Annotated in this window: 18 protein-coding genes and 3 pseudogenes; 14 read left to right on the top strand and 7 right to left on the bottom strand. The window is 36.5% G+C overall.

Annotated elements, in window-relative coordinates:
• Positions 1-5: 5 nt before the first annotated feature.
• Positions 6-3,416, top strand: a pseudogene (locus DYD17_RS08420) (glycoside hydrolase family 2 TIM barrel-domain containing protein).
• A gap of 122 nt (positions 3,417-3,538) precedes the next feature.
• Positions 3,539-4,435: a shikimate dehydrogenase gene (locus tag DYD17_RS08415; protein ID WP_003051980.1), complete on the top strand. Its 897-nt coding sequence runs from the start codon at positions 3,539-3,541 to the stop codon at positions 4,433-4,435.
• A 657-nt stretch (positions 4,436-5,092) separates the two neighbouring features.
• Here the strand turns inward: DYD17_RS08415 and aroB are convergent.
• From aroB to DYD17_RS08390, 5 genes are all read right to left on the bottom strand, one after another.
• Positions 5,093-6,166, bottom strand: coding sequence for a 3-dehydroquinate synthase (gene aroB, locus DYD17_RS08410; protein WP_115276458.1), 1,074 nt, complete (start codon positions 6,164-6,166; stop codon positions 5,093-5,095).
• 55 nt (positions 6,167-6,221) lie between these two features.
• Positions 6,222-6,974 carry a bifunctional 3-deoxy-7-phosphoheptulonate synthase/chorismate mutase gene (locus DYD17_RS08405; RefSeq protein ID WP_115253054.1) on the bottom strand — a complete coding sequence of 251 codons (753 nt, stop codon included), beginning with the start codon at positions 6,972-6,974 and terminating at the stop codon, positions 6,222-6,224.
• A gap of 689 nt (positions 6,975-7,663) precedes the next feature.
• Entirely contained in the window at positions 7,664-10,171 is a 2,508-nt protein-coding gene (locus tag DYD17_RS08400) for a pneumococcal-type histidine triad protein (protein ID WP_115253053.1), read from the bottom strand.
• A gap of 11 nt (positions 10,172-10,182) precedes the next feature.
• On the bottom strand, positions 10,183-11,139 hold the full coding sequence (locus DYD17_RS08395; protein ID WP_017643205.1) for a metal ABC transporter solute-binding protein, Zn/Mn family: 957 nt from the start codon (positions 11,137-11,139) through the stop codon (positions 10,183-10,185).
• 682 nt (positions 11,140-11,821) lie between these two features.
• Positions 11,822-13,015, bottom strand: coding sequence for a YSIRK-targeted surface antigen transcriptional regulator (locus tag DYD17_RS08390; protein ID WP_115253052.1), 1,194 nt, complete (start codon positions 13,013-13,015; stop codon positions 11,822-11,824).
• Between the two features lie 243 nt (positions 13,016-13,258).
• On the opposite strand from DYD17_RS08390, the pseudogene DYD17_RS11405 reads away from it, so the two are divergent.
• A pseudogene (locus DYD17_RS11405) lies at positions 13,259-13,903 on the top strand (alpha-like surface protein); the annotation flags it as partial.
• 81 nt (positions 13,904-13,984) lie between these two features.
• The gene (locus DYD17_RS11250) at positions 13,985-18,190 is read left to right on the top strand and encodes an LPXTG cell wall anchor domain-containing protein (protein WP_374188673.1); all 4,206 of its coding nucleotides are present in this window, start codon (positions 13,985-13,987) and stop codon (positions 18,188-18,190) included.
• A gap of 505 nt (positions 18,191-18,695) precedes the next feature.
• Here the strand turns inward: DYD17_RS11250 and DYD17_RS08380 are convergent.
• A pseudogene (locus DYD17_RS08380) lies at positions 18,696-18,845 on the bottom strand (IS256 family transposase); the annotation flags it as partial.
• A 57-nt stretch (positions 18,846-18,902) separates the two neighbouring features.
• Between DYD17_RS08380 and DYD17_RS08375 the strand changes: the two are divergent.
• Genes DYD17_RS08375 through DYD17_RS08365 form a run of 3 tightly spaced genes read left to right on the top strand, consistent with a single transcriptional unit; the run spans position 18,903 to position 19,890 of the window.
• Positions 18,903-19,196, top strand: coding sequence for a type II toxin-antitoxin system RelB/DinJ family antitoxin (locus DYD17_RS08375; RefSeq protein WP_000108711.1), 294 nt, complete (start codon positions 18,903-18,905; stop codon positions 19,194-19,196).
• Entirely contained in the window at positions 19,193-19,531 is a 339-nt protein-coding gene (locus tag DYD17_RS08370) for a hypothetical protein (protein WP_011285018.1), read from the top strand. Before DYD17_RS08375 ends, DYD17_RS08370 begins: the two co-directional genes overlap by 4 nt.
• 2 nt (positions 19,532-19,533) lie before the next feature.
• Positions 19,534-19,890 carry a hypothetical protein gene (locus DYD17_RS08365; protein ID WP_115246292.1) on the top strand — a complete coding sequence of 119 codons (357 nt, stop codon included), beginning with the start codon at positions 19,534-19,536 and terminating at the stop codon, positions 19,888-19,890.
• 165 nt (positions 19,891-20,055) lie between these two features.
• Here the strand turns inward: DYD17_RS08365 and DYD17_RS11330 are convergent, their stop codons facing one another.
• A complete protein-coding gene (locus DYD17_RS11330; RefSeq protein WP_115276456.1) occupies positions 20,056-20,202 on the bottom strand; it encodes a putative holin-like toxin in 147 nt (48 codons plus the stop codon).
• 334 nt (positions 20,203-20,536) lie between these two features.
• Here DYD17_RS11330 and DYD17_RS08355 point away from each other — a divergent pair, with 334 nt between their 5' ends.
• The 7 genes from DYD17_RS08355 to DYD17_RS08325 all read left to right on the top strand — a co-directional run bounded on the left by DYD17_RS08355 (position 20,537) and on the right by DYD17_RS08325 (position 26,460).
• Complete coding sequence (locus DYD17_RS08355) at positions 20,537-20,851, top strand: hypothetical protein (protein WP_231871997.1); 315 nt, start codon at positions 20,537-20,539, stop codon at positions 20,849-20,851.
• Between the two features lie 89 nt (positions 20,852-20,940).
• The gene (locus DYD17_RS08350) at positions 20,941-21,915 is read left to right on the top strand and encodes a tyrosine-type recombinase/integrase (RefSeq protein ID WP_232009579.1); all 975 of its coding nucleotides are present in this window, start codon (positions 20,941-20,943) and stop codon (positions 21,913-21,915) included.
• 370 nt (positions 21,916-22,285) lie between these two features.
• A complete protein-coding gene (locus DYD17_RS08345; protein ID WP_115253050.1) occupies positions 22,286-22,984 on the top strand; it encodes a lantibiotic protection ABC transporter ATP-binding protein in 699 nt (232 codons plus the stop codon).
• A gap of 1 nt (position 22,985) precedes the next feature.
• On the top strand, positions 22,986-23,741 hold the full coding sequence (locus DYD17_RS08340; protein WP_115253049.1) for an ABC transporter permease: 756 nt from the start codon (positions 22,986-22,988) through the stop codon (positions 23,739-23,741).
• On the top strand, positions 23,734-24,468 hold the full coding sequence (locus tag DYD17_RS08335) for an ABC-2 family transporter permease (RefSeq protein WP_115253048.1): 735 nt from the start codon (positions 23,734-23,736) through the stop codon (positions 24,466-24,468). Before DYD17_RS08340 ends, DYD17_RS08335 begins: the two co-directional genes overlap by 8 nt.
• 1 nt (position 24,469) lies before the next feature.
• Positions 24,470-25,138, top strand: a complete 669-nt coding sequence (locus tag DYD17_RS08330; protein ID WP_115253047.1) for a response regulator transcription factor — start codon at positions 24,470-24,472, stop codon at positions 25,136-25,138.
• A complete protein-coding gene (locus tag DYD17_RS08325; protein ID WP_115253046.1) occupies positions 25,117-26,460 on the top strand; it encodes a sensor histidine kinase in 1,344 nt (447 codons plus the stop codon). Before DYD17_RS08330 ends, DYD17_RS08325 begins: the two co-directional genes overlap by 22 nt.
• Positions 26,461-26,921: the final 461 nt, after the last annotated feature.

The raw sequence follows: 26,921 nt of genomic DNA, 5'->3' as shown, positions 1-26,921 counted from the left end.
CTGATATGACACCAGATAGCAAGGAGCAGGCATACCAATACCACTATATTGATCAAGAAGGAAGAAAGCAGCCCTTTAACAAGGGCTGGCGCTTTCTAAGGGCAGATGTGCAATTGGCCCAAGACCCTTCATTTGATGATTCCAATTGGTCATGTATCAATCTGCCGCATGATTTTAGCCTTGCTCAACCCTATACGCGAAATGGAGAAGCAGAAAGTGCTTATAAATTAGGTGGAGTGGGTTGGTATCGGCATTACCTTGTGTTAGATGAGGAGTTAGCGGATTGTCATGTTGCCCTCACTTTTGAGGGGTCCTATATGGAAACGGAAGTTTATGTTAATGGACAATTCATTGGTAAACACTTAAATGGCTACCAGGAATTTACCCATGATATCTCTGATGCTGTGACTTTTGGAGCTGAGAACCTTCTGGCTGTCAGGGTAGACAATAAGGTTCCCAGTTCACGTTGGTACTCGGGTAGCGGCCTTTATCGAGAAGTGAGCTTGTCTGTGCTTCCCAAGGTTCACTTTGAGGACGACCAAGTCAACCTTAGCTTAATCGAACCAACTGATGATATCAATCAGAGATTAGCCGCACTTGCCTTGCAATTTGACCTTAGTCAGCTGGTTTCACCAGCTGACTATCAGGTTAGTCTGAGGCTGTGGAAACAAACGCTCGGAAGTCAAAATCGTCAACTTGTTTATCAACAAGCTGAGCAGTCTTTGCAGGACTTGGCTGAGGTAGAACCATATGGTATGACCATCACCTTGCCTAGAGTTAATCTGTGGTCACCTGATCAGCCTCACTTGTATGACCTCGAATTGACCCTTTGGCATCAGGGTCAAACGTGTGATGTTTTTCATCGGGAAACCGGTTTTCGACAGATTGTTTTTGATGCCAACCAGGGTCTGCTAGTGAATGGCAAAGCTACAAAAATCAAGGGGGTCTGTCTTCATCATGACCAAGGTGGGTTAGGAGCCTGTGCCTATCAAGATGCTATCGCAAGGCAGTTAACCTTACTAAAAGCTATGGGAGTGAATACCATTCGTAGCACTCATAATCCCAGCACTCCAAAGTTACGTCAACTGGCTAATCGTCTCGGTTTTTTTGTCATTGAAGAAGCCTTTGACACCTGGACCTATGCTAAAAATGGCAATGTCAATGATTTATCACGTTATTTTCATCAAGCCGTCGGAGAGGAGAATGCTGCCCACTTAAAAAGGGTTCATTCTCAGGCAACCAGTTGGGCTCAGTATAGTACAGAGGCCATGGTCTGGTCTGCCAAACATGCCCCATCGGTCTTGATGTGGTCTGTCGGTAATGAATTGATGGAAGGTTTTTCGGCAGATGTTAGCCACTATCCTGACGTGATGAGATTCATTTGCCAGTGGCTTGCTGTGATTGATACCTCTAGGCCCATTACCTTTGGTGACAATAAGCTAAAGGAAAGTGATTTCTATTGGAACAAGCAGGCGACACAAATGGCAGAGCTGCTTAGTCAATTAGAGTCGCTTCAAGGAGTAGTCGGTCTCAATTATGTCAATGGAGACGATTATGACCGACTTCACCAACAACACCCCCATTGGATAATATATGGTTCAGAGATAGCATCTGCCATTAACAGTCGTTCCTATTATCAGCAGACGAAGAAGATCGTTCATGATACCTATGGCTTGACCTCTTACGATCACGCCACAGTAGATTGGGGAGCTGTCGCTAGTCAAGCTTGGTATGATACCATTACCCGTGATTTTGTTGCAGGAGAATGCGTTTGGACGGGTTTTGATTATCTAGGTGAGCCAACGCCTTGGAATAAAATTGATAGCGGTGCTGCGGACACTTGGGCGTCTCCCGAGAACGCTTACTTTGGTATTTTAGATACTGCTGGCTTTCCAAAAGACAGTTATTATTTTTACCAGAGCCAGTGGGCAAACAATCAGACTACCCTCCACCTCCTGCAAGCCTGGCGAGAAGACTGTCTTTACCTTGACGAGCAGGGGTTAGTAGAAGTTGTGGTTTATAGCAATGCTACCAGTGTTCAGCTTCTGTTTGAAGATGAGCAGGGTGGTTTAAAGAATTATGGGACGAAGGCATTTGATACCATGACCACTCCAGTGGAACATGCTTATCAGCTTTATCAAGGAGATGACGCGTCTAAAACTCCTCACGAGAATCTTTACCTGACCTGGCGGATTCCTTATCAAAAAGGTCTGTTAAGAGCAGTGGCCTATGATGCGTCTGGGAAACAAATTCAAAAGACTAGTGGACGTTCTCAGGTCAGAACCTATGGAGCAGTGGCACAGCTTACGTGGCAAGCCTTTGAAGCACCTTTTGAGACCACACAGGAATTGCTTTATCTGGAATTATCGCTTCTAGATAAAGCAGGCGAATTGGTTAGTCATGCTCAAGAGTTGATTCGGATTGAAGTCGAAGGACCAGCACAGTTACTGGCCTTGGATAATGGCAATTCTGTTGACCATACCCTGTATCATTTGTCATCTCGACAAACTTACGGAGGGAAGTTATTGGTTATTCTCGCTCTAACAGGATAAGCAGGAAAAGTGAAGATAAGTGCCTATGGTCCAGGAGATTTGCGAGCCTTAATTCAAAAAGAGATCTCTAAACGTGTCTCACAGGAATACCTCTTGATGACATTCTTAGACAAATACCCTCTTCTGGAAATCCCGATGGAAAAGACGATTTCTTTTGGGCAACTCACTACAGACGTTAGTAAAACGCATACTGACAATAGGGTTCAAGAGAAAGAGTTGCGGTTTGAAAAAGGGCATTTTTCAGTCATGACCTATTGGCATGCTCTGGCTTGACCCCTATCTTTCACACCTTATAAGGCTTATGGTGATTTAGGGCAAGATATTATCTTACCAGAATGGCTTCAAGCCGAAGATGCTCAAGGACATTTGGTGAAAAAAGCTTTTCCCATCACTTGGGATTTTACGACAAAAACTTTTACCCAGTCAGTAGTGATAAGAGGACAAGCAAACTGTTACGGTCATCTCATCCCAGTAGAAGCAAGGCTTAGCCCACGTCAAGAGGAAAAAAGACGACATCAGGATATTAGCTTGGTGGCTAAACAATCCCTGATTGCCTCGTCTCGGGACCGTCTGATTTATCGGTATCAGTACGCTACCATCCAAGCTCTTGGTGCCATTAGTTTACGGCAAAGGACCACTCATCCTCTCCCTCTGAACATAAGTCTTCGCTCTGCTAGTCAATCGTCGGTTAGCCGGATTAGCTTGGAACAACAGCAGGTTCAAGTGACGGAGCAAGAAACTGTTATTTTCTTAGAAGAGGTGATGGATGTCTTGCAATTAGAGATTACCCTTGAACTGGCTGCAGGAACAAAGGGTGATTTGGAGCAAACTGGCTTTCAGATTGGTCTCTGGGATTTGGTCTAAATCAAGTAAACCTCTGTTAAGGGGACTGATAGATTTCTAAAAATAAGGTATAATATAAAAAGCAGGCGTCTTTTTCAAAAGAAGACGCCTTTACAAGTTTGAAATGGAAAGTGAGATTCCAAATGTCACAACGACTATCGGGCCACACCTTGCTGGTCTCTTTACTTGCTACTCCCATCCGTCATAGCCTATCTCCCAAAATGCACAATGAAGCTTATGTGAAGCTGGGCTTGGATTATGCTTACCTTGCTTTTGAAGTGGGGACCGAACAACTTGCGGATGCTGTCCAAGGGATTCGTGCCTTGGGTATCCGTGGTTCCAATGTCTCTATGCCAAATAAAGAAGCCATTGTGCCCTTATTAGATGAGGTGTCTCCAGCCGCCAAACTTGTGGGGGCTGTCAACACTGTGGTCAATCAGGATGGCAAAGGCTACTTGGTAGGGCATATAACGGATGGCACTGGAGCTATAAGGGCTTTAGCTGAAGAAGGGGTATCTGTGAAAGACCAGGTCATTACCCTTGCAGGCGTAGGCGGCGCAGGAAAAGCTATTGCTGTCCAACTCGCCTTTGAGGGTGCCAAAGAGGTACACCTATTTAACCGACAAGCCAGTCGTCTGCATGGTGTTCAAGAACTGGTAACAACCCTTAATGACACAACGACAACTCAGGTAACCCTGAAAGATTTGGAAGATCAGGTGGCTTTCCATCAGTCTATTAAGCAATCTCACATTTATATTGATGCCACAAGTGTGGGAATGAAACCCTTAGAAGATAAAAGTCTGATTACAGATCCTGAGCTGATTCGTCCAGATTTAGTAGTTTTTGATATTGTCTATAACCCGACCGAGACCAAGCTTCTCTCTTTTGCTCGTCAGCATGGTGCAAAAAAAACTATTAATGGTTTAGGAATGGTTCTTTATCAAGGAGCAGAGGCCTTTACCTTAATTACCGGTAAGGAAATGCCCGTTGATGACATCAAAATGTTGCTGCTTAAGGATAACATCGACAAAACATCGTAACTAGTCAACAAGATTGTCAATTCCCTTAAGGGTTTGCCAACAAGTGCTATAATCACTAGAGGGTTTTGGGATGATTAAAAAAGGACTGTGTTAAGGAGGAGTCACATCATGGCATCCTAAAAAGATAAAGGAGAAAATCGTGTTACCTATTATTGTAAAGCGCAATAATGTTATGCTAGTTATTTTGCTGACTTATTTGTTAACAAAGATATTTTCGCACCTGAGCATAATAAGAACTTTTCTGCTATAATTATTTGGTAGCTGCTGCTGTATTTTGAAAAAATACAGTACATAGTCCTTATTGTTTTGGAGATACCTTATTTAGCTATTTTTGGAAAAATATTCAATTAATTTTTATGTTAATCATCCTCCAGATACTTAAATAATCTTAATAGATGATAATAATCAATTAGTTAGCTTATCTGTCGATAGTCTATTTGGGACTGGCATCTTTGCAGGCGGGATTACTTAGAAGAATAAAATCACTGTTTTTAACGGAATCTTGCTAGGAGATGGTCGAGGAAATGCTTATTTATGAGATAGCTCAATCGGGTAATTTCAATATTACCACGAAAGAAGATTTATATCTCTATTGGAAATAAAAATAACTCAAAATAACCTTCACAGCCAATTGGCTGTGAAGGTTATTTTAATATCTTAAAGCAAATCTTCTAAAGTCTTAACAAATGCTTGGTCATCCTTGGCAATGGCTAGGGTGGTAAAACCTGTTTCTGTAGGCAATATAAAGAGGATATGCTGGTCAGAATTTTTCTTGTCAGTTTTAAAAACGTCAAAAAGAGCTTGAGCGGATACCTCATTTTTCTCGAGACTGGTTGGTAACTGGCAACATTCAAAGGCCTGAAGGAGATTATCTAAGTCTTCTTGAGATAAGTGACCTTTTAAAACAGCTAATTTGGCTTCCACTACCATACCAATGGCGATGGCTTCACCATGATGGTAAAAATCATGATGGCAGAGCGATTCAATAGCATGGCCCAGGGTATGCCCAAAATTTAAGGACATGCGCAAGCCATTTTCGAACTCGTCCTGTTCAACAATGCGTTTTTTGTTGGCAATCGATTGACAAATGAGGTCTTCAAGTCCCTGATAAGGACCTATTTTGGGACGAGCAAGTAATTGCTGAAAAAGTGCTCGATTATGGATAAAACCAATTTTCAGCATCTCACTGATGCCGCAGGAGAATTCTCGCTGAGGTAAGGTCTCTAAAAAACGAGTTGAAATAATAATGGATTCAGGAGGGTAGATACTCCCAATCATATTGGTCAATCCTTTAAAGTGAACACCAACCTTGCCACCGATGCTACTGTCTACTTGGCTTAGCAAGGTGGTTGGGATTTGAATGTAGGGAATACCACGGTAAAAAGTAGCCGCAACAAAGCCTCCCAGATCTCCAATAACGCCGCCACCAACTGTGATAATCATGTCTTTTTTTGAAAAGTTCTCAGTGATGAGCTGTTCATAGATAGCACTGGCGCGGTCCAAGGATTTGGATTGACCACCTGGTGGACAGACGTGAACAAAGGCGGTATAGCGATGACATAGGTCTTGGAAGAGGGGGTGATACAAGTCATAGACGGTTTGGTCAGTGAGAAACAACAGTTTGCGTTGTTTGCGCTCACCAAGGCAATCACCCAAGGTAGTTAAGACATCATCGGTAAATAGAATATCATAGTCCTTAACCCGAGAATGGACATGAAGTGTTTGTGGCATAATCATTCCTTTCCTTGTTGCTAACCAACAGTAATAATAGAGCGCAGCTTATGGATTAATCTTGCCAGAGATCACGCCCAAGTTGGTCTAATTGATCGTAATTAATTTGCTGCGCAGCATCTGACAAGGCGTGATCAGGGTCAGGATGGACCTCCATCATAATGCCATTAGCTCCGACAGCCTTAGCCACCTTAGCGGCAGGCAATAGAAGATCACGCCTACCTGTAGAGTGAGACACATCCACAATAATGGGCAAATCGGTTTTTTGCTGAATAATAGGCACAGCCATAATATCAAGCATGTTTCGGGTTTCCACATCGTAACCACGGATACCACGTTCACACAAAATGATATTTGTTTTTCCTGCTTCTTGAAGATAGGAGAGCGCGCCCATAAATTCCTCAATGGTAGCCATCAAGCCACGTTTAAACAGGATTGGTTTATCAACATGAGCTAACGTTTTTAAAAACTCAAAGTTTTGCATGTTTCGAGCGCCAACTTGAATCACATCCAAGTAATCATAGGCTTCTTCTAACTGACTGTCAGACATGATTTCGCTAACAGAGGTTAAATCAAATTCCTGACAAACGTCATGTAAATATTTAATCCCTTCAAGGCCTAACCCTTGGAAAGAAGTAGGTGAGGTTCTCGGTTTATAAGCACCTCCTCTAAAATAGGTGTATCCTAATTTTTTAGCGCTTGAAGCTGCCAATCTAATGTGATCATAAGATTCAATGGAGCAGGGTCCTACGATAAAGTTTCTCTTTGAGCATCCCTGTTTCCGAAAATCTGACATGATGTCTTTCATTCAGTTGATTCCTTTACTAATACTAACGTGATTTATAGCCATAGCAAACTGCTTTGGTTTAATGTCTAACTAAGAAGTGAGGTAAACAAGTTATGAGCTGATTCATAGAAGGCTCTTTATGTTCAAAATACGTACCTACAACCTGTGAAATGATACCATAAACAAGGTGAAATAGCAAGTAACGACAGGGGGGTTGAGAGCTTGTCATGACTCTTGGAGGATTTGTTAAAACAAATGGAAAATGTTAGAATAACAGAAATAACAAATGCTATCATCAACCATTTTAGGAGGAAAAGTTATGACTGACCTCACGTGGATGTTACGACTAGTGTTAAATGCCCTTTATTTAGGCTTAGGAATCACCGTTGCATATTAGTTGATAAAAATTTACCGTTTACTGGTGATGGATTAAAGATAAAGAGTAGCAGATAGGAAAACTTATGAGTAACTACTGGATCACTCAAAAGACCTCAACGAAATGTTGAGGCCTTTTTAACGTTAGTATTGCCCTTTCAAATCATGTTAGACTTGTATCTCAGATAAACGTCATACCCGTCTTACTGCAAAGAAAGAAGACGATACTCATCTTCTCTCTTGCTTCATTATCAGCTAACCATATAGTTGATAATGAAGCAACAAAAGTTTATGGGAATTCATTTTTAGAGACTTTGTTTTAAATCTGAAGAAGCTTATTCTATTGCCTTTTCATCTTTTTTTAATCTACCATCATCATTTGTTGGTTCCAGTTCCTGTTTGTCGACATTGAGTTCAGTTTGAAGTTTACTTGATTGCACTTCTGATGACTTCTTCTTATCTTGACTATCTGAAATGCTGTCAGTTGAAGATTCTGGTTTAAAGAGTGGGAAGTTTACTTGATTGATTAATTTCTTGTCTTCTTTCTTTTCGTCAGATTGTTTCTGATCTTCCTTAGATTTATCATCATTATCTTCATCTGCCTTGATTTTCTTATCGCGTTCGGCCTTGACTTCTTCAGCAACCTTCTTCGCCTGTGCTAATTCAGACTCAGATAGTTTCGTAAATGGGATATCACGCAAAGATCCACCTTTTGCACGTGGAATGGTGTAAGAATCATTCCAAATCTTAGTTTGTGGATCACGAATGTCTTCTGGATCAAAGATATAGCCATCACTTGTTGCATAACGACCTTCCTTGAGTGCTTGTTGTACTTCTTCAATAGTATGAATAATTTGCCAGTTTTTCATACCTGCACGCTGTTCCTTAGGTGTTGATCCAGCAATATATTTAATTTTGTTAGTATTGGAAGCTTTTTTATTACTATGACCAGGATCGGTCCAAGCTTCAGGGCGAACTTCAGGATGTTGCATGAGGTATTTAACTGTTGCCAGTTGTTCCTTCTTCATATCTTTATAAAAGGCAATATGTATATGATCAATATGAGGAATGATAAAACGATCTCCCAAATCAACCGTTGCATTTTCTGCATGCAGCGGAATATCATCGAGATTGACATATAGTCCAGGCTCTAATTCACCTTCTTTTGGTGGAACAATATCATATTTATAGTTTCCTTTTTTTAGTTCAGCGAGTCTTAATTCTGCAAATGCACGTTGTGTATTATCTAATTGTTTTTCATCATAGGTATATTCTTTGCCATCCTTAAGTAGAATAAACGATCCATCTTGCTTGTTGATAACGTTTTTAGTCTCAAAAGCTGGTTTGGAGACAGTTTGCTCTACATTATCTTTCTTGAGAATAACTTTTTCTTTATTTCCTGCTCGGCTTAGAGATGCTGCAATCGCATCTGCTTGTCCTCTATCTTTCAACCAATCAGCAACTTGGTCCAATTCACTTTGCTCAAGTTCCCCAAATCCCATGTAGTGGAAATGATTGCCGTGTTTAGCTGTCACACCAGATTTATCAACGGAATCAATCGATTCCTTGCTAAAGACATAAGCATCGCTAGTATCATAAGGTTTGCCATCTAACCCTTTGCCATAAGCTTTGATGTCATGTCCGAGGAAATGATGAATCACTTCTTTATCAGAATGTGATTGTTCTGCTGGTTTTGGTTTGTTAGCAGTATCGTCTTGGGTTTCTCCTGCAAGGTAACGATCAGCCAAGGTGATTTCAAGGGCTGATAATTGACTCCTTGGAATAATATGATAGTGATCACCATGAGGAATCACATAACCAAATTCATTGGCCTTTGTCACCTGAGTTGGTTCAAAAATAAGTCCGTCTTCTTCAACATGACGATATTCTTTGTCCAAACCATGCAATTGGTTTAATAGTTCTGTAAAGGATTTCCCATGAAAGGCTGCGCTTGGGTTACCTGCAACTGGTGAAGCCTCATTTGGAATAGGAATTACTGGATGGTCACCACCAATTGTTGGCAAAGGACCAGGATTTGGTGTAATCCCTGGATTTGACATCGGAGCTGGACGGTAACCAGCTGGCCTAGCAGCTCCGCCTTGTTTTTGGCTCCAATAGGCCTGTGCTGCTGCTAATTCACTTGGAGACAAATCTTTTTTAGGAATATAGTGGAAATGGTTGCCATGAGGTACTAAGTAAGCATCTCCCATATCATCAATCACATCTGTTGGGCTAAAAACATAACCATCATCAGTAGTATATCGGCCTTCTTTTTTAGCCTGGCTAACAGCTGCAGCTTCTGACTTGCTTAGATGGGCAACCTTGGTCAATCCTTTTTCTTTAGCTTCTTTAGTTCCTTTGGCAACCTGCTCTGCAATTTCTTTTTTTGTCCGAATGTTTTTACGTTTGCTTCCTGGTTTGAGGTAAACGTAATACTTACCATCCACTTTAATCACATAACCATCTAAAATCTCATTCACAACATCAGATTGTTTGAAATGGTAATTCGGATCTGTCATCAACAATTCTTCGCTGATAATGGCATTGTAAGGAACTTTACCATTGTAGTAATGGTAGTGATCACCGTGTGACGTCACGTACCCTTGATCAGTGATTTTAACCACAATTTGCTCTGCCGAAATGCCTTCTTCCTGACTAATTTGGTCAGGTGTTTTATCTGCTGCTAATGAAGTTTTGTCAGATTTGTCTCGACCACTGTCTTTGACATAAGAAACGGCATTATTTTGTGCCTTCTCTGCTTGATATTTTCCGAGAGCATAACCGCAAGAACTACATAAAACAACCAAAGCTGCCGCTGTACCAATTATTTTTTTCTGTTTCATTGTATTCTCCTTTAACGTAATTCGTTATACAAAATGGTCAAATTTTCTTTGACATTTTCCAAATAGGACTTATTATTTTCTGGATCCGCTTCTAGAGGACTCAATAGTTTAAGTTTGACACCAGTTGTATGAGCGACTGTTTTTGCTAATTTTTGAGAGACATTTTTCTCCACAAAAATGGTTTTTACCTGATAAGTTTTGATAAAATCCCTAATTTCTGTCAACTGTCTAGGAGTTGGCTCTTGCTCCGGTGAAATTCCTGCAATGCCGATCTGTTTAAGCTTATAACGTTTAGCGAGATAAGAAAAAGCTGTGTGTTGAGTAACGAAGGTTCGTGACTTAACCTTTTTAAATTTAGCTTGAAAAGTATGATCAATGTTCTCAGCCTCTTCTCTAAAAGACTTGGCATTTTTCTCATAAACTGAACGATGTTTAGGATCAATCTTTGCCAATTGTTTAGCAATAATATCTGCTTCATCTGCCGCTAATAAGGGGTCAGACCAAGTATGAGGATCATACAATCTAGCCGGATCAACACCATCTGTCACAGGCATATCTTCCAAGCCTTCAACCTTATCTAGTGTCAAACCTTTTGAAGCTTCAACAATCTTAACTTTTGAATGATGTTTGCTCGCATCCAATTTCCCTGCCCAAGCTTCCAGTGTATGGGAATGGTAAACAAATAAATCTGCGTCATATATGGCTGCCACATCATTTGGAGAAGGTTCAAAAGAGTGAATCCCTGCTCTAGATTGAATCATTTTAACATCATTCAAATCACCAGAGATGTATTTGGTCATGGCATAGATGGGATAAAAGCTTGTCACAATGTGTAAACCATCTTTTGTTTGCTTGGGCTGCTTTTGGCAGGCTGTCATAAAAGGGACTAATAAACAGCACAGTAAAGCAAAACCTAGTGCAAGATATTTTCTTTTCACGATTGGTTCCTTTCTAATTAAAAAATTCATTAAACCATTAAGTTTCAGGTAAAGAATCCTCACCTTAACCAGTTAAGTATAGACCTCTTTCACATCTTTGTCAATACTATTTGAGAAAGGTCACGTCCTACACAAGCAAAACTTCATTCTAAAATATCGAAGACAACTATATGATTATAATTTCTGATAAAGGTACTGGTTTTGATCATGAACTTCTAGCAAGTGCGACACAAAAATATAGAATAGCAAAAAGAACGATAGTTCTATAGGTGGGATACAGTTATACATAATGAACAATAAGGTCGAACACGATAATGGTAGTTCAACTGTTGAAACGATAAATGACACCTGAAGACAGGTGCTGTTGTTAAAATGATTGTCATGAACAAAAATAAAAGAAACCCTATTATAATAAGGTTTCACTCATATATTTTCTGCCACCACCGAGAATAATTAGAAATTTTCTTATAGTTTTTAAACATAAAATAACCAATAATATCAAGGGATTTATCATTTTTTATTGTAAAAATTAATAGAGTGATTTCTATTTTTAAGAACAATTTTAGAACAAAAATTGACTTATTCAGTTAGTATATTTTGTAAAGTAATTAATAAATTTTGATTGTTGTATAAAGTATATTTGCTATAATGGTAATTTCTAAAATAGTCTATTATGAATGGAATATTAAGCAAAATGAATATTTTTCGATTACTATATTCTCTTAAGCTTTTGCTTATATTCTAGTGGGCTAATTCCCACTATTTTTTTAAATGTCCTTGAAAAATTAGAAGAGGTGGAAAATCCAAGTAAATTGGAAACTTCTTCTACTTTCTTATTTTCGTCTAGTAACTGCTTAGCAGCTTCGATTTTTAAGTTTAGAAAATATTGTTGAATAGTGACATGTTTTTCTTGCTTAAATAGTTTTCGTAACTTCGATTCACTCATGTGACATTCTTTAGCTATTTCTTCTGTTTTAATAAAGCGATTTAGATTATTTTCAAGATATCGAATCACTGCGACAATAGTTTGAGAATGAGGGGTTCCGAGATGTCTTTTTAAAGAATGAACTTGTTGAGTATAGAATAAGATAGCAGTATCACGTAATTTTAAAACTTCATTTAGACTTATAGTTGACTCAGTTTCTTTTATAAAACGATCTCGTGCTCGATAAGCTGTTTCGATATCAAGTCCTGCTTGAATGGTAGCCTGTGAGAGACGATCATAAATAATGATGGAGTAGTTTTTTTCAGATCGCAATTCATCTCCACTGATTATAGGTACGATAGAATTGCTAAAGTGTTCCACTGTTTCTTTCAAAAGAAATTCACTACCTGATTTAACAGCCTTTAGAATCTTATTTTCAAAATGATACTGATATTTGTAAGAACTCATATTCTGTTTAGAAAATTGCTTAATTTTATCTAGATCAAAGGAGTTGCTCCACCCTCTCGTGTAGTAATGTAAGGGCTCTGATAATTTATCTTTCACAACCCCAGTTAGACAATAATTGGTTACTATTAGTAATTCTCGGATTTGACTAAGTGAGAAGAAAGGTAATTGGGATAGTCTATCAATAAAGTAGTCTTGTTCACTAGAATTGATTTGTGTTTCAGTCAGCTTTTTCTTAAGAAGTAAAGGGTCAATAGCATTGCTACGCCAGGGACCGATGATAATATAATATTGTTGAATATGGTGGACAAGAAAAAGTTCTCCTAAAGAGCCATAATGAAATAAAAAATCATGTTGAGTTTTACTAAAGTTACTTAAAATAAGGTAATGATTGTAAAAAAGTGAAATAGTTTTATCGGATTTATACTCTCTGATAACAGAAAAATTTTGATCACAAATAGTAATAGTTAGACCTAGAAGACTGTGTAATGATTTCAACAATAAAAAATCAATCATATGAGTTACCACCTTTGATTTAATATGTTATCTATTTTAGAGAAGATTTCATTAAAGTCAACAGAATAATTAGGTAGTCGGTGATTTTAACCAAGTATGATTCAAAAAACCAAAAAAGTCAAATTAAAAAAAAAAAAAAGACAGATTAGATTAGATAAAAAAGTATAGATATTCTAATGTTTGTTATTTAATCCTATACTTTACTATGTATAGAGTTATACAGAAAAAGTAAGGGAGAATATTATGTTTAGAAGGTCTAAAAATAACAGTTATGATACTTCACAGACGAAACAACGGTTTTCAATTAAGAAGTTTAAGTTTGGTGCAGCTTCTGTACTAATTGGTATTAGTTTTTTAGGAGGTTTTACTCAAGGTCAATTTAATATCTCCACAGATACTGTATTTGCAGCTGAGGTAATTCCAGGAAGTGCCGCTACATTAAATACAAGTATCACTAAAAATATGCAAAATGGAAATGCCTATATAGATTTATATGATGTAAAGAATGGATTGATTGATCCTCAAAACCTCATTGTATTAAATCCATCAAGCTATTCAGCAAATTATTATATCAAACAAGGTGCTAAATATTATAGTAATCCGAGTGAAATTACAACAACTGGTTCAGCAACTATCACTTTTCATATACTTGATGAAACTGGAAATCCATATAAAAAAGCTGATGGACAAATTGATATAGTTAGTGTGAATTTAACTATATATGATTCTACAGCTTTAAGAAATAGGATAGATGAAGTAATAAATAATGCAAATGATCCTAAGTGGAGTGATGGGAGTCGTGATGAAGTCTTAACTGGATTAGAAGCAATAAAAAAAGATATTGATAATAATCCTAAGAGGCAGCCTGATGTTGATAATAAAATAATTGAGGTTAATGCTTTAGAAAAGAAATTAGTAACTCCAACTCCAGATAAAGATAAGTATGATCCGACGGGTGGTGAGACTACAGTGCCACAAGGAACTCCAGTGTCAGACAAAGAAATTACAGACCTAGTGAAAATTCCAGATGGTTCTAAAGGTGTGCCAGCAATTGTAGGTGAGCGACCAAATACGGATCAGCCAGGAGACTATCCAGTTACTGTGGAGGTCACATACCCAGATGGGACTAAGGATACAGTGACAGTAACTATCCATGTAACTCCAACTCCAGATAAAGATAAGTATGATCCGACAGGTGGTGAGACTACAGTGCCACAAGGAACTCCAGTGTCAGACAAAGAAATTACAGACCTAGTGAAAATTCCAGATGGTTCTAAAGGTGTGCCAGCAATTGTAGGTGAGCGACCAAATACGGATCAGCCAGGAGACTATCCAGTTACTGTGGAGGTCACATACCCAGATGGGACTAAGGATACAGTGACAGTAACTATCCATGTAACTCCAACTCCAGATAAAGATAAGTATGATCCGACGGGTGGTGAGACTACAGTGCCACAAGGAACTCCAGTGTCAGACAAAGAAATTACAGACCTAGTGAAAATTCCAGATGGTTCTAAAGGTGTGCCAGCAATTGTAGGTGAGCGACCAAATACGGATCAGCCAGGAGACTATCCAGTTACTGTGGAGGTCACATACCCAGATGGGACTAAGGATACAGTGACAGTAACTATCCATGTAACTCCAACTCCAGATAAAGATAAGTATGATCCGACGGGTGGTGAGACTACAGTGCCACAAGGAACTCCAGTGTCAGACAAAGAAATTACAGACCTAGTGAAAATTCCAGATGGTTCTAAAGGTGTGCCAGCAATTGTAGGTGAGCGACCAAATACGGATCAGCCAGGAGACTATCCAGTTACTGTGGAGGTCACATACCCAGATGGGACTAAGGATACAGTGACAGTAACTATCCATGTAACTCCAACTCCAGATAAAGATAAGTATGATCCGACAGGTGGTGAGACTACAGTGCCACAAGGAACTCCAGTGTCAGACAAAGAAATTACAGACCTAGTGAAAATTCCAGATGGTTCTAAAGGTGTGCCAGCAATTGTAGGTGAGCGACCAAATACGGATCAGCCAGGAGACTATCCAGTTACTGTGGAGGTCACATACCCAGATGGGACTAAGGATACAGTGACAGTAACTATCCATGTAACTCCAACTCCAGATAAAGATAAGTATGATCCGACAGGTGGTGAGACTACAGTGCCACAAGGAACTCCAGTGTCAGACAAAGAAATTACAGACCTAGTGAAAATTCCAGATGGTTCTAAAGGTGTGCCAGCAATTGTAGGTGAGCGACCAAATACGGATCAGCCAGGAGACTATCCAGTTACTGTGGAGGTCACATACCCAGATGGGACTAAGGATACAGTGACAGTAACTATCCATGTAACTCCAACTCCAGATAAAGATAAGTATGATCCGACGGGTGGTGAGACTACAGTGCCACAAGGAACTCCAGTGTCAGACAAAGAAATTACAGACCTAGTGAAAATTCCAGATGGTTCTAAAGGTGTGCCAGCAATTGTAGGTGAGCGACCAAATACGGATCAGCCAGGAGACTATCCAGTTACTGTGGAGGTCACATACCCAGATGGGACTAAGGATACAGTGACAGTAACTATCCATGTAACTCCAACTCCAGATAAAGATAAGTATGATCCGACAGGTGGTGAGACTACAGTGCCACAAGGAACTCCAGTGTCAGACAAAGAAATTACAGACCTAGTGAAAATTCCAGATGGTTCTAAAGGTGTGCCAGCAATTGTAGGTGAGCGACCAAATACGGATCAGCCAGGAGACTATCCAGTTACTGTGGAGGTCACATACCCAGATGGGACTAAGGATACAGTGACAGTAACTATCCATGTAACTCCAACTCCAGATAAAGATAAGTATGATCCGACGGGTGGTGAGACTACAGTGCCACAAGGAACTCCAGTGTCAGACAAAGAAATTACAGACCTAGTGAAAATTCCAGATGGTTCTAAAGGTGTGCCAGCAATTGTAGGTGAGCGACCAAATACGGATCAGCCAGGAGACTATCCAGTTACTGTGGAGGTCACATACCCAGATGGGACTAAGGATACAGTGACAGTAACTATCCATGTAACTCCAACTCCAGATAAAGATAAGTATGATCCGACGGGTGGTGAGACTACAGTGCCACAAGGAACTCCAGTGTCAGACAAAGAAATTACAGACCTAGTGAAAATTCCAGATGGTTCTAAAGGTGTGCCAGCAATTGTAGGTGAGCGACCAAATACGGATCAGCCAGGAGACTATCCAGTTACTGTGGAGGTCACATACCCAGATGGGACTAAGGATACAGTGACAGTAACTATCCATGTAACTCCAACTCCAGATAAAGATAAGTATGATCCGACAGGTGGTGAGACTACAGTGCCACAAGGAACTCCAGTGTCAGACAAAGAAATTACAGACCTAGTGAAAATTCCAGATGGTTCTAAAGGTGTGCCAGCAATTGTAGGTGAGCGACCAAATACGGATCAGCCAGGAGACTATCCAGTTACTGTGGAGGTCACATACCCAGATGGGACTAAGGATACAGTGACAGTAACTATCCATGTAACTCCAACTCCAGATAAAGATAAGTATGATCCGACAGGTGGTGAGACTACAGTGCCACAAGGAACTCCAGTGTCAGACAAAGAAATTACAGACCTAGTGAAAATTCCAGATGGTTCTAAAGGTGTGCCAGCAATTGTAGGTGAGCGACCAAATACGGATCAGCCAGGAGACTATCCAGTTACTGTGGAGGTCACATACCCAGATGGGACTAAGGATACAGTGACAGTAACTATCCATGTAACTCCAACTCCAGATAAAGATAAGTATGATCCGACAGGTGGTGAGACTACAGTGCCACAAGGAACTCCAGTGTCAGACAAAGAAATTACAGACCTAGTGAAAATTCCAGATGGTTCTAAAGGTGTGCCAGCAATTGTAGGTGAGCGACCAAATACGGATCAGCCAGGAGACTATCCAGTTACTGTGGAGGTCACATACCCAGATGGGACTAAGGATACAGTGACAGTAACTATCCATGTAACTCCAACTCCAGATAAAGATAAGTATGATCCGACAGGTGGTGAGACTACAGTGCCACAAGGAACTCCAGTGTCAGACAAAGAAATTACAGACCTAGTGAAAATTCCAGATGGTTCTAAAGGTGTGCCAGCAATTGTAGGTGAGCGACCAAATACGGATCAGCCAGGAGACTATCCAGTTACTGTGGAGGTCACATACCCAGATGGGACTAAGGATACAGTGACAGTAACTATCCATGTAACTCCAACTCCAGATAAAGATAAGTATGATCCGACAGGTGGTGAGACTACAGTGCCACAAGGAACTCCAGTGTCAGACAAAGAAATTACAGACCTAGTGAAAATTCCAGATGGTTCTAAAGGTGTGCCAGCAATTGTAGGTGAGCGACCAAATACGGATCAGCCAGGAGACTATCCAGTTACTGTGGAGGTCACATACCCAGATGGGACTAAGGATACAGTGACAGTAACTATCCATGTAACTCCAACTCCAGATAAAGATAAGTATGATCCGACAGGTGGTGAGACTACAGTGCCACAAGGAACTCCAGTGTCAGACAAAGAAATTACAGACCTAGTGAAAATTCCAGATGGTTCTAAAGGTGTGCCAGCAATTGTAGGTGAGCGACCAAATACGGATCAGCCAGGAGACTATCCAGTTACTGTGGAGGTCACATACCCAGATGGGACTAAGGATACAGTGACAGTAACTATCCATGTAACTCCAACTCCAGATAAAGATAAGTATGATCCGACGGGTGGTGAGACTACAGTGCCACAAGGAACTCCAGTGTCAGACAAAGAAATTACAGACCTAGTGAAAATTCCAGATGGTTCTAAAGGTGTGCCAGCAATTGTAGGTGAGCGTCCAGATACTAACGTTCCTGGAGATCATAAAGTAACGGTTGATGTAACTTATCCAGATGGCTCAAAAGATACTGTAACAGTAACTATCCATGTGACACCAACACCAGATAAAGATAAATATGATCCAACAGGTAAATCTCAGCAAGTCAATGGTAAAGGAAATAAACTACCAGCAACAGGTGAGAATGCAACTCCATTCTTTAATGTTGCAGCTTTGACAATTATATCATCAGTTGGTTTATTATCTGTTTCTAAGAAAAAAGAGGATTAATCTTTTGACCTAAAATGTCACTAAACTTTTCACCATTTATTGGTGTGAACACATTAATAAAGTTATGTATCTCTCTCCAACAAACTTAATTAAAGTGTTTCAATTTTTCGAGTTTAATTCTTGAAAAAGCCTATCGAGATTATTAATTTCGATAGGCTTTTGATTTTGTGTAAGCGTCCAATAACGAGGTATCTTCCATTTTCTTCCCTATTCCGTAAGCATCCAATATACCTTGTTATTGGACGCTTACTATAAAACTGAAGAAATGATCCTATTTAGTTGAAATTTGTAAATGAAGTGTATCATTAGAGCCTAAGATGTTAATCCTAGGCTCTCTTTTGTTGATTTAAAATTTTTAGGTGTAATCAAATGTAAGGTTAGATGCAAAATTTTCTAAAATGACTGTTTGTCTTTTCAAGTAATTAAATGTATTTAAGGGGAATTTATAAAAATAAAAGGAGTGTGTCAATAATGTTGTGTAAACACACTGGCAAAGCTGGGATTGTTAATCAAATAGGCTTTCAAGTGTGTCTGTACAATGACCAAAACCTTTGTGGACTCGTTGTTCTTGCTTGAAGTTGTAATCATTAAATAGTGTGACTAGACAGTGTTCTAGGGTCTCTTCACTGGGAAATACGATTTTCTTTTTTGTTTGCGTTGTATTGCAGTTAGTGATACAATGGTTATACAAAAAATGATTTGAGGTGATATTATGTCAACAGTAGCAGTAAGAGTTGATGATCAATTAAAAGATGATGCTACAGAACTTTTTCAATCCTTAGGGTTGGATATGAGTACAGCAGTAAAAATGTTTTTGATTCAGTCTGTTAAAACTCAAAGTATTCCTTTTGAAATAAAAAATCAATCATCTGTTTCTGATGAAGAATTTCAAAATTTGGTAGAAACAAAATTAAAAGGAATACGAGTTAAGGCTAGTGATCCAGAAAGTGTAAATGCGTTTTTTGGAGATGAAGATTTTTCAGAATATGAGGAATATTTTAAATGAGTGATATTGAGGTATATTCTGTATTAGTTTCACGTATTGAATATTCTGATGGTACAGGTTCAAAGGTTCGTCCTGCTGTAGTAGTCAAATTTAATGATGAAGTAATAAAAACTTTAAGATTAACTACTAAATATGAAAATAAGTCTGACAATATAAAAAGTCAGTATTTAGAAGTTATTGACTGGGCAAAAGCAAATTTAAAAAGGCGTTCATGGATTGATACAATTCAGTACTATGATTTAGAGGACAAGGGATTCAATATTAAAATTATTGGTAAGTTAAGTGATAGAGATATTGAAAGATTAAAAGATTTTCTCAGAGCAAAGGAAGTTTAGTTATGAAAAAGAAATTAGTTGGTTTTATTGTTCTAGCTTTATCTACAATAATTTTGGTAGCATGTTCTAATGATTCACTTGAAGGTAAATATTATTGGATTAATGATGCTAGAAATCAGCATATGGCTACAATTAAAGGCGATAAGGGTTATGTTGAATCAGAAGGCGGTTATTCCATAAAAATTGATTCAGAGTTAAAAATTATTGAAAGTAAATTTGGTTCTGAAAAATATAGTTATAAGGATGGAAAATTGACAACAAATTTTACTGGTGTAGAAAGTGATTTTTATAAAAAGGGATCAAAAGCTTGTGAGGAAGCATTGAAAAAATATGGTTATAAAGAAGTAGGAAAAGAATAGTATTTTATTGTGACATTATCAAATAGTTGCTTAATTTGGAGATAAGGGTTATAATGAAAATAGAAAAGGGCAGTTGTTCGAAACAACTACCCAATGCAGAACCGTTTAAGACGGTGGCATGTTTATTGGTTAAGAATAACCGTCAACCGACCAAAGTTGAGACGGTTATTTTTTATTGCTTAGTTTTACGATAATAACAACTAAGCCAATGAGTGAGAGTATAAAACTACCAAACCCAAGCATGAGTTGCATTGTCTCGTAAACCGACAACAACTCGCTCCTTTCCCTTTGGATTTTAGTACCTACATTCATAAGCACCACCACCTTTCAGAAATAAGAGCCACCGTCTTAACTTTTCTGCCTTTTTATTATAACATACCATATCAGGTTTTTCTGAGTTACGTAAAATGTCTAGCTTAATTTGACAATTTGGGAAATATAAAAACTAATTGTCCTATCTGCTTTTTGATTCTTTATTTAAGAATTATCTTTTTTACAACTATAATAGTGACATTTGTTAGGTGCATCTAACCGTCCTTTTGCAAGTTGGTATTCAAGTGAAGAAATGACTTGAAGAGGATCATCGGCTAAACGAGCACCTTCAACTAACGAAATGTCTTTAATTCATAAATTAAGGTCGAGCGGAGTGAAAAAGCGTTTAGCAATAAAAAAAGAGTATATTAGCGAAAAAACAGGTAATGCTTATACTACATTAGTTATTGAAAAAATGGCAGTCGTATCTACGGGATCGATAGAGCAAACTGATGATAATAAATATAGATATTATATTATTGATACCATCGATTCAAATGGAGCAGGAAATATGGAATACGCTATCAAAACAACTAATAAAGTAGATGTGAAGCTGGGAACGCAACTTACATTTTTCAATGTTCGCGGTGGAGAAACCGCTAAGGGTGGTTGGTACGCTGCTGATCGCGTTGAAATTAAAACAAAGTAAATGAGTACGAGACACATTTATAACAAGCAGTCACAAAAATTCAAAAAAGTCTTTTATAAAGATGCAAGCACATATCTGTTAGCAATAATGTGATTGATAAAACTGTTTCTCTTTATAACTTATGGGAGGCATGGTTTGGGTCCAATATTTTACCTACAAATAAAGCCGAGACAACTTTTTATAAACACAAACTAAGAGGACAGAAAATTAAAGATTTCTTTGGTAACGCACCTGCTATGTCTATAAAGGCAAGTCAATATCAAGCTTTTATAAATTTGTACGCAGAGAAAGTATCAGCTAATACTGTTAGACGATTGAACTCAGAAGTTAGAAAAGTTATTAATTTTGCCAAAAGAGACAGGATAGAAATTTATGATTTTACTAATGGTGTTATTATTAGTGGTATTGATAATTCAAAAACTAAAAAAGAAAAGTCACTACAAAGTTTAGCTGTTTATCAAAAGTTACTGAATTTTCTAGTCAATTGTTTAGACTACAAAAAATCTGTAATCCCTTATCTACTATATATACAACTAAAAACAGGCCTTCGGTTTGGTGAGGTTCTAGGATTAACATGGGACCGTATTGACTGGAGAGATAAGGAAATCAGAACTTATAGACGTTACGATAGTATTTCCTATGAATGGAAGCCACCTAAAACTGAGACCTCAGTAAGGTCTATACCTATTGATGATGCCACCCTCACAGTTCTTAAAAAGTTGAAGATTGAACAAAAAGAAATCTTTAATCAGAAAGAAATTGAAAATAGGGAACAGTTTTTATTCTATAATATTCACTCTGGTGTTCCTACCAATAACAGTGTTAATAAGCATTTGAGACAACTATTACACAGTCTGAAAATTGAACCTTATAATCTGAGTTCAACAGGAATAAGGCATACGTACGCGAGTATTTTATTAGCGTATGGTATAGATATTTGGGTAGTTGCAGAAAATATGGGACATAAGGATATAAAGCAAATCACTGAGACATATGGACATCTTATTAAAGAAAAAGCAGAAAATGAAAATAATAAGATAAGGAATTTTCTAAAAACAAGTTAGACTTATCAAAAGGTTGACCAAAAGTTGACCAAAAATCAAAAAACCTTGATAAAACAAGGTTTTCGACATGTTATTTATACCCCCTACAAGTAATAATAGCTCATTAAAGTTTATTTATTAATTAAAAAGAACTTGTATCATCAAGGAATTTATCGATTTTTATTTTTATGAATTAACTTAGAAGGTAACATGTTCTAGAACAAATCTCGAACAAAAACATAGCTGTAGAAAAAATAAAATAGTGGAAAAACTCATTAAAGCTTTAAGAATAATTTTATAGGTGTTAAAAAATTTTTCGGAACAACTTCTTAGTTATAATTTAGTTATTTTTTTTATTTATACTATACCTACTAAAATAGGAGGCTATATTATGAGTAACATTATTGAGACAAAAAACTTAACAAAGATATATCGAAAACAGACTGTTTTAGATAAAGTATCTATAAATGTTGAAAAGGGTAGTGTTTACGGCTTACTCGGACCAAACGGAGCAGGAAAGTCAACGTTACTAAAATTAATTACTAAAGTCATTCAACCTAACTCTGGAGAAATTTTATTTGATGGAAATACATTAAGCGGTAAGGATTTAAGGAAAATAGGAGCCATTATTGAAAATCCTGCCATCTATCCAAATCTAACGGCTACTGAAAATTTGGAAGTATTAACAACATTATTGGGTATTGATAAGTCAAAAATCGATGAAGTATTACGTATTGTTTCTCTTCAAGATACAGGAAATAAAAAAGCAAAGGAGTTCTCTCTAGGGATGAAACAAAGGCTTGGGATAGCGATGGCTTTAATTAATAATCCTCAACTTCTGATTCTTGATGAACCGACAAATGGTCTAGATCCAATAGGGATACAGGAGTTAAGAGTATTAATCAGAAAATTTGCAGAACAAGGAATAACAATCATCTTATCAAGTCATATTTTAAGTGAGGTTCAACAAGTTGCTGATAAAGTTGGAATAATCAATAAAGGGCGACTTTGTTATGAAGGTCCAAACAATATGAGAGAGTCTCATTTGGAAGATTTGTTTATGGAAATAATAAAGAAAGAAAGGGTATAAAATGATCAATGAAATCAAATCAGAAATTATTAAAGAAAAGCGTTCAGCTAATTCCAAATTACTGTTACTAGTGCCTCCGATTTTTATTATCTTCAATATTATGATGGGAATGCTTATGGGTGAAAGTCCAGAAGGAAAAAGCTATTTAATGGCTACAGCCTTTAATTGGTATCCAATCATGGTTTTACCTATCATATTAAGTTTACTCGTCATCAATATTAATAATAAAGAGAAAAGTTACCACTATATTTTACAGCGTAGTTTGGGATTAAATGAACAAAAAATGCTTATTGCAAAAAATTTAGTTGTCATAATGGAACTGTTTATTATTTTACTACTTTCTTCAATAGTCATTTTTATCTTTGGCACTTCTATTTTACAAGAAGAGATAAGTTTAAATAATATCATCTTAGCGACTTTGGTCCTCTTCATAGGGAGTCTACCTGTAATTGGTCTATCTTTCATTATTAATAGATTCGTTGGTAAGAAATTTTTTCTTCTCCTTATCAATTTTCTTTTAACTTTTCCATCAGCGATACTTGCCGTAAAAAAAACATGGGTACTTTTCCCTTGGTCATATAACTTACGTATATTAACGCCAATAATAAAAGTTCATCCAAATGGAACCTTTTTAGAAAATGGCTCATCCTTTTTAGAAATGAATACTGTTTATATAGGAATAGCTCTAAGCATTGGTGTTTATATGATGTCACTAGTAATACTCCTTATCTTAAAAAGGAGTAAGACTTATGATTAAACTAATGTATTCTCAATGGCTTAGAACAAAAAGAATGCCTATAAGAATTTTTTTCTTAATTTGTCCAATAGCTTTTACCTTAATTTTTTGTAGCTATCTATTAGTTGGAAATGGTCTTAAAGGAGTTGAAGTATTTTCATTTTTCGGACTATTTATTATTGTTGCCACTTTTGCAATTAGCTTTTTTGTTCCGATGTTATATGATGCTGATAAAGATGCTTGTTATTATGCAAATGAATTAAGAATTGGAGTAAACAGAAAATTAATATTTCTTAGTAAATTTTTTTTGATGTTATTATTTGTATTAATTATTGAAATTATAGCTATTTCTTTATTTATTACATTTTTAATGATTTTTAGTTCTGTTCATATTAGTTTGACACCATTTTTGATATACTTTCTATTAATTAATGTATCATTATGTCCAATGATTGTTTGTTATCAGTTTATTGCTTTAAAATACAATTATACAGGTAGCATATTAATTGGCTGTTTTACTACTTTGGCTTCTATTTTACTGGGAACAACAGACTTAGGTATGATCATTTGGAAATATTTACCTTTCGTTTGGTCCATAAAATTAGTTTTGGATTATGGAAAAGGTCAAATTGGCACGGATGTCATCATACTGTATTCCTCATTGTCTATACTATTAACATTAGTTTTACTTTTTGTTACTACACAATGGTATAATAAGTGGGCAGGAATCAATTATTTGGAGGAATAGTATGAAGATATTAGTAATTGATGATGATATTGACTTATTGAAAATGATAAGAACAATACTATGTAAGTATTATCAAGTTGATACATTTCTGATGCCTAACCCTATTGATCCAAATAAACTAAAAGCATATGATTTGATTATTTTAGATATTACAATGCCAGAAATGAGTGGTTTTGAATTTCTAAAGAAATACAGGGATATTATTGATTCACCTATATTATTATTGACTGCAAAAGATTTTGAAAAAGATAAAATCGAAGGTTTTGCATTAGGTGCTGATGATTACATAACAAAGCCGTTTTCAATCAATGAGCTTCGAGCAAGAGTCGAAGCCCATATTAGAAGAGAACGTCGAGAAAAACGTGTTCGGATTATTGACTCAATGGTTTCTTGTGATCTTCAATCTAGGCAATTATTTTGTTTTGACAGTGAAGTTAACCTTACATCAAGTGAATATGCTATCTGTGAATTGTTACTTAAAAATAAAGGACAGGTTTTTTCAAAAGAAAAAATTTATATAAAGCTATATGGTTATGATGGAAACGGGGATAGCAATACTTCCATAACTGAGAGAATTAAACTAATTAGAAAAAAATTTACAAGTTTGGGAATAAATCCAATAAAAACAATTTGGGGAGTAGGTTATAAGTGGGAAATAGAAAAGGGTTAAAATATTTAATAGCTAAATTTTCTATTTATGAATTAATTTACACATTTTTCATTATTATATTTGCTTATTTACTGCTTAATAGTCTTATATATAATAAGATATTATATCCTGCTAATTATTCAGAAAAAAATTCAATACAAATTGAGAAAAAGTTTAAACAATCTAAATTAAATATTGAGGATATACCATATTATTATGACTATACATTTATTGAAGATCATAGAGTGATTAAGTCAACCATCGCTAAAAAGTACAAACACTTAGAAAAAAGTGCTAAAAAGAATGGTGAATCAAGAACTAATGATATTATTGGTAACAAAATTTTTAGATATTTTTCAACAGGAAATCAAGAACTTATCATTAGTTATAGAATAACAGTAATCCCAGTCTCCGAGAGGCTATATAGTATCGTTGGCAACTTCGAAATATTCTACTTATTCGCTCTATTAGTTATCTGGGGAATAGGTTTTATGATTATTATCAGTAGATTTTATAATTTATTACTTAGAGAGATACAAAAAATTTCATCTGCTAACTCATATATACAAGAGATGAAATTGGATTTTCCTAGAGAAAGTTCCAGATATAAAGAAATAAATAATGTATTGGAGTCTTTAGATAGACTAGCAAATAGTTTCAAGTCGTCACTACAAATTCAGTGGGATATGCAAGAAAAACAAAAAGATTTAATCGATTCCGTCACACATGATGTTCGCACTCCGATTACTTTAATAAAAGGAAATATTGAACTTTTTAAGGAAGAAACCAATTACCATTCTAATGAGTATATCCTGCAAATAGAGAGTGGAGTGAATAGGCTTGAAAAATATATTGATAAACTAAGTCAGTACTCTGAAAACACTAAAACAGAAAAACAAGCATTAGATGATGGAACTTTAGATTATTGGCTTTCGATACTTAAAAATATTTGTTTAGCCTATAATAGACAACTTTATATTATAAATAAAGATATTAGTTCCATTAAACTGGATAAAGAAGAAATTTCAGTGGCATTACAAAATATTATCGTTAATGCAGTTGAGAATTCACAAGAAAGATCTAAAATTATAGCTTCATTTTCTGATTCTAAAGACAAATATACAATTACCATTTCAGATGAGGGACCTGGTTTTGACGATAATATTTTAGCTAGTGCAACACAAAAATATGTAACAAGTAAAAATAGCAATTGTTCAGTAAATGGAGTTGGTTTATACATTGTAAATAATATCGTTGAAGAAAATAATGGAATCTTAAGAATTAACAATTTAAATGAAAATTTGAAGACAGGTGCTGTTGTTAAAATGATTTTCAAAAAATAACAGGTATCTCATTTAGAACGGTTTATATAATTTGAGTTAATTTTTTGAAAACTGATCGTTTGAACTGCTGATAAAGTATGATAAGATAACGAAGTTAAATGATTAAAATATTTACGAGATTTGACTAATTTGGTCAAATAAAAAGTTTTCATCTTTCGAGAACAAGTGTAGGGACAAATCCCCACCAGACAAGCAAAAAAGCCTTTATTTAAAGGCTTTTTCTTGTATAGTTTAATGCCCCCTACAACGATTTCCTACAAATTTTTGTGATAAAAATAATCAAGAATGCTGAGTTTAAAGGTTTTTTATTTTGCTAAAATTTTGAAAAATTATAGAAAAATAATGTGGAACAAAATGGGGACAAATTTTTATAAATTATATGATTATATATAATTGGATGCTATAATTAAGTAAAAATGTCAGACAGAGGAATAGTTAGTTCTAAGATACTATCATTTTGA

Source organism: Streptococcus dysgalactiae subsp. dysgalactiae, assembly GCF_900459225.1.
GTDB lineage: Bacteria > Bacillota > Bacilli > Lactobacillales > Streptococcaceae > Streptococcus > Streptococcus dysgalactiae.
The sequence above is the reverse complement of the archived record's forward strand: the minus strand, read 5'-3'. Positions and strand labels throughout refer to the sequence as shown.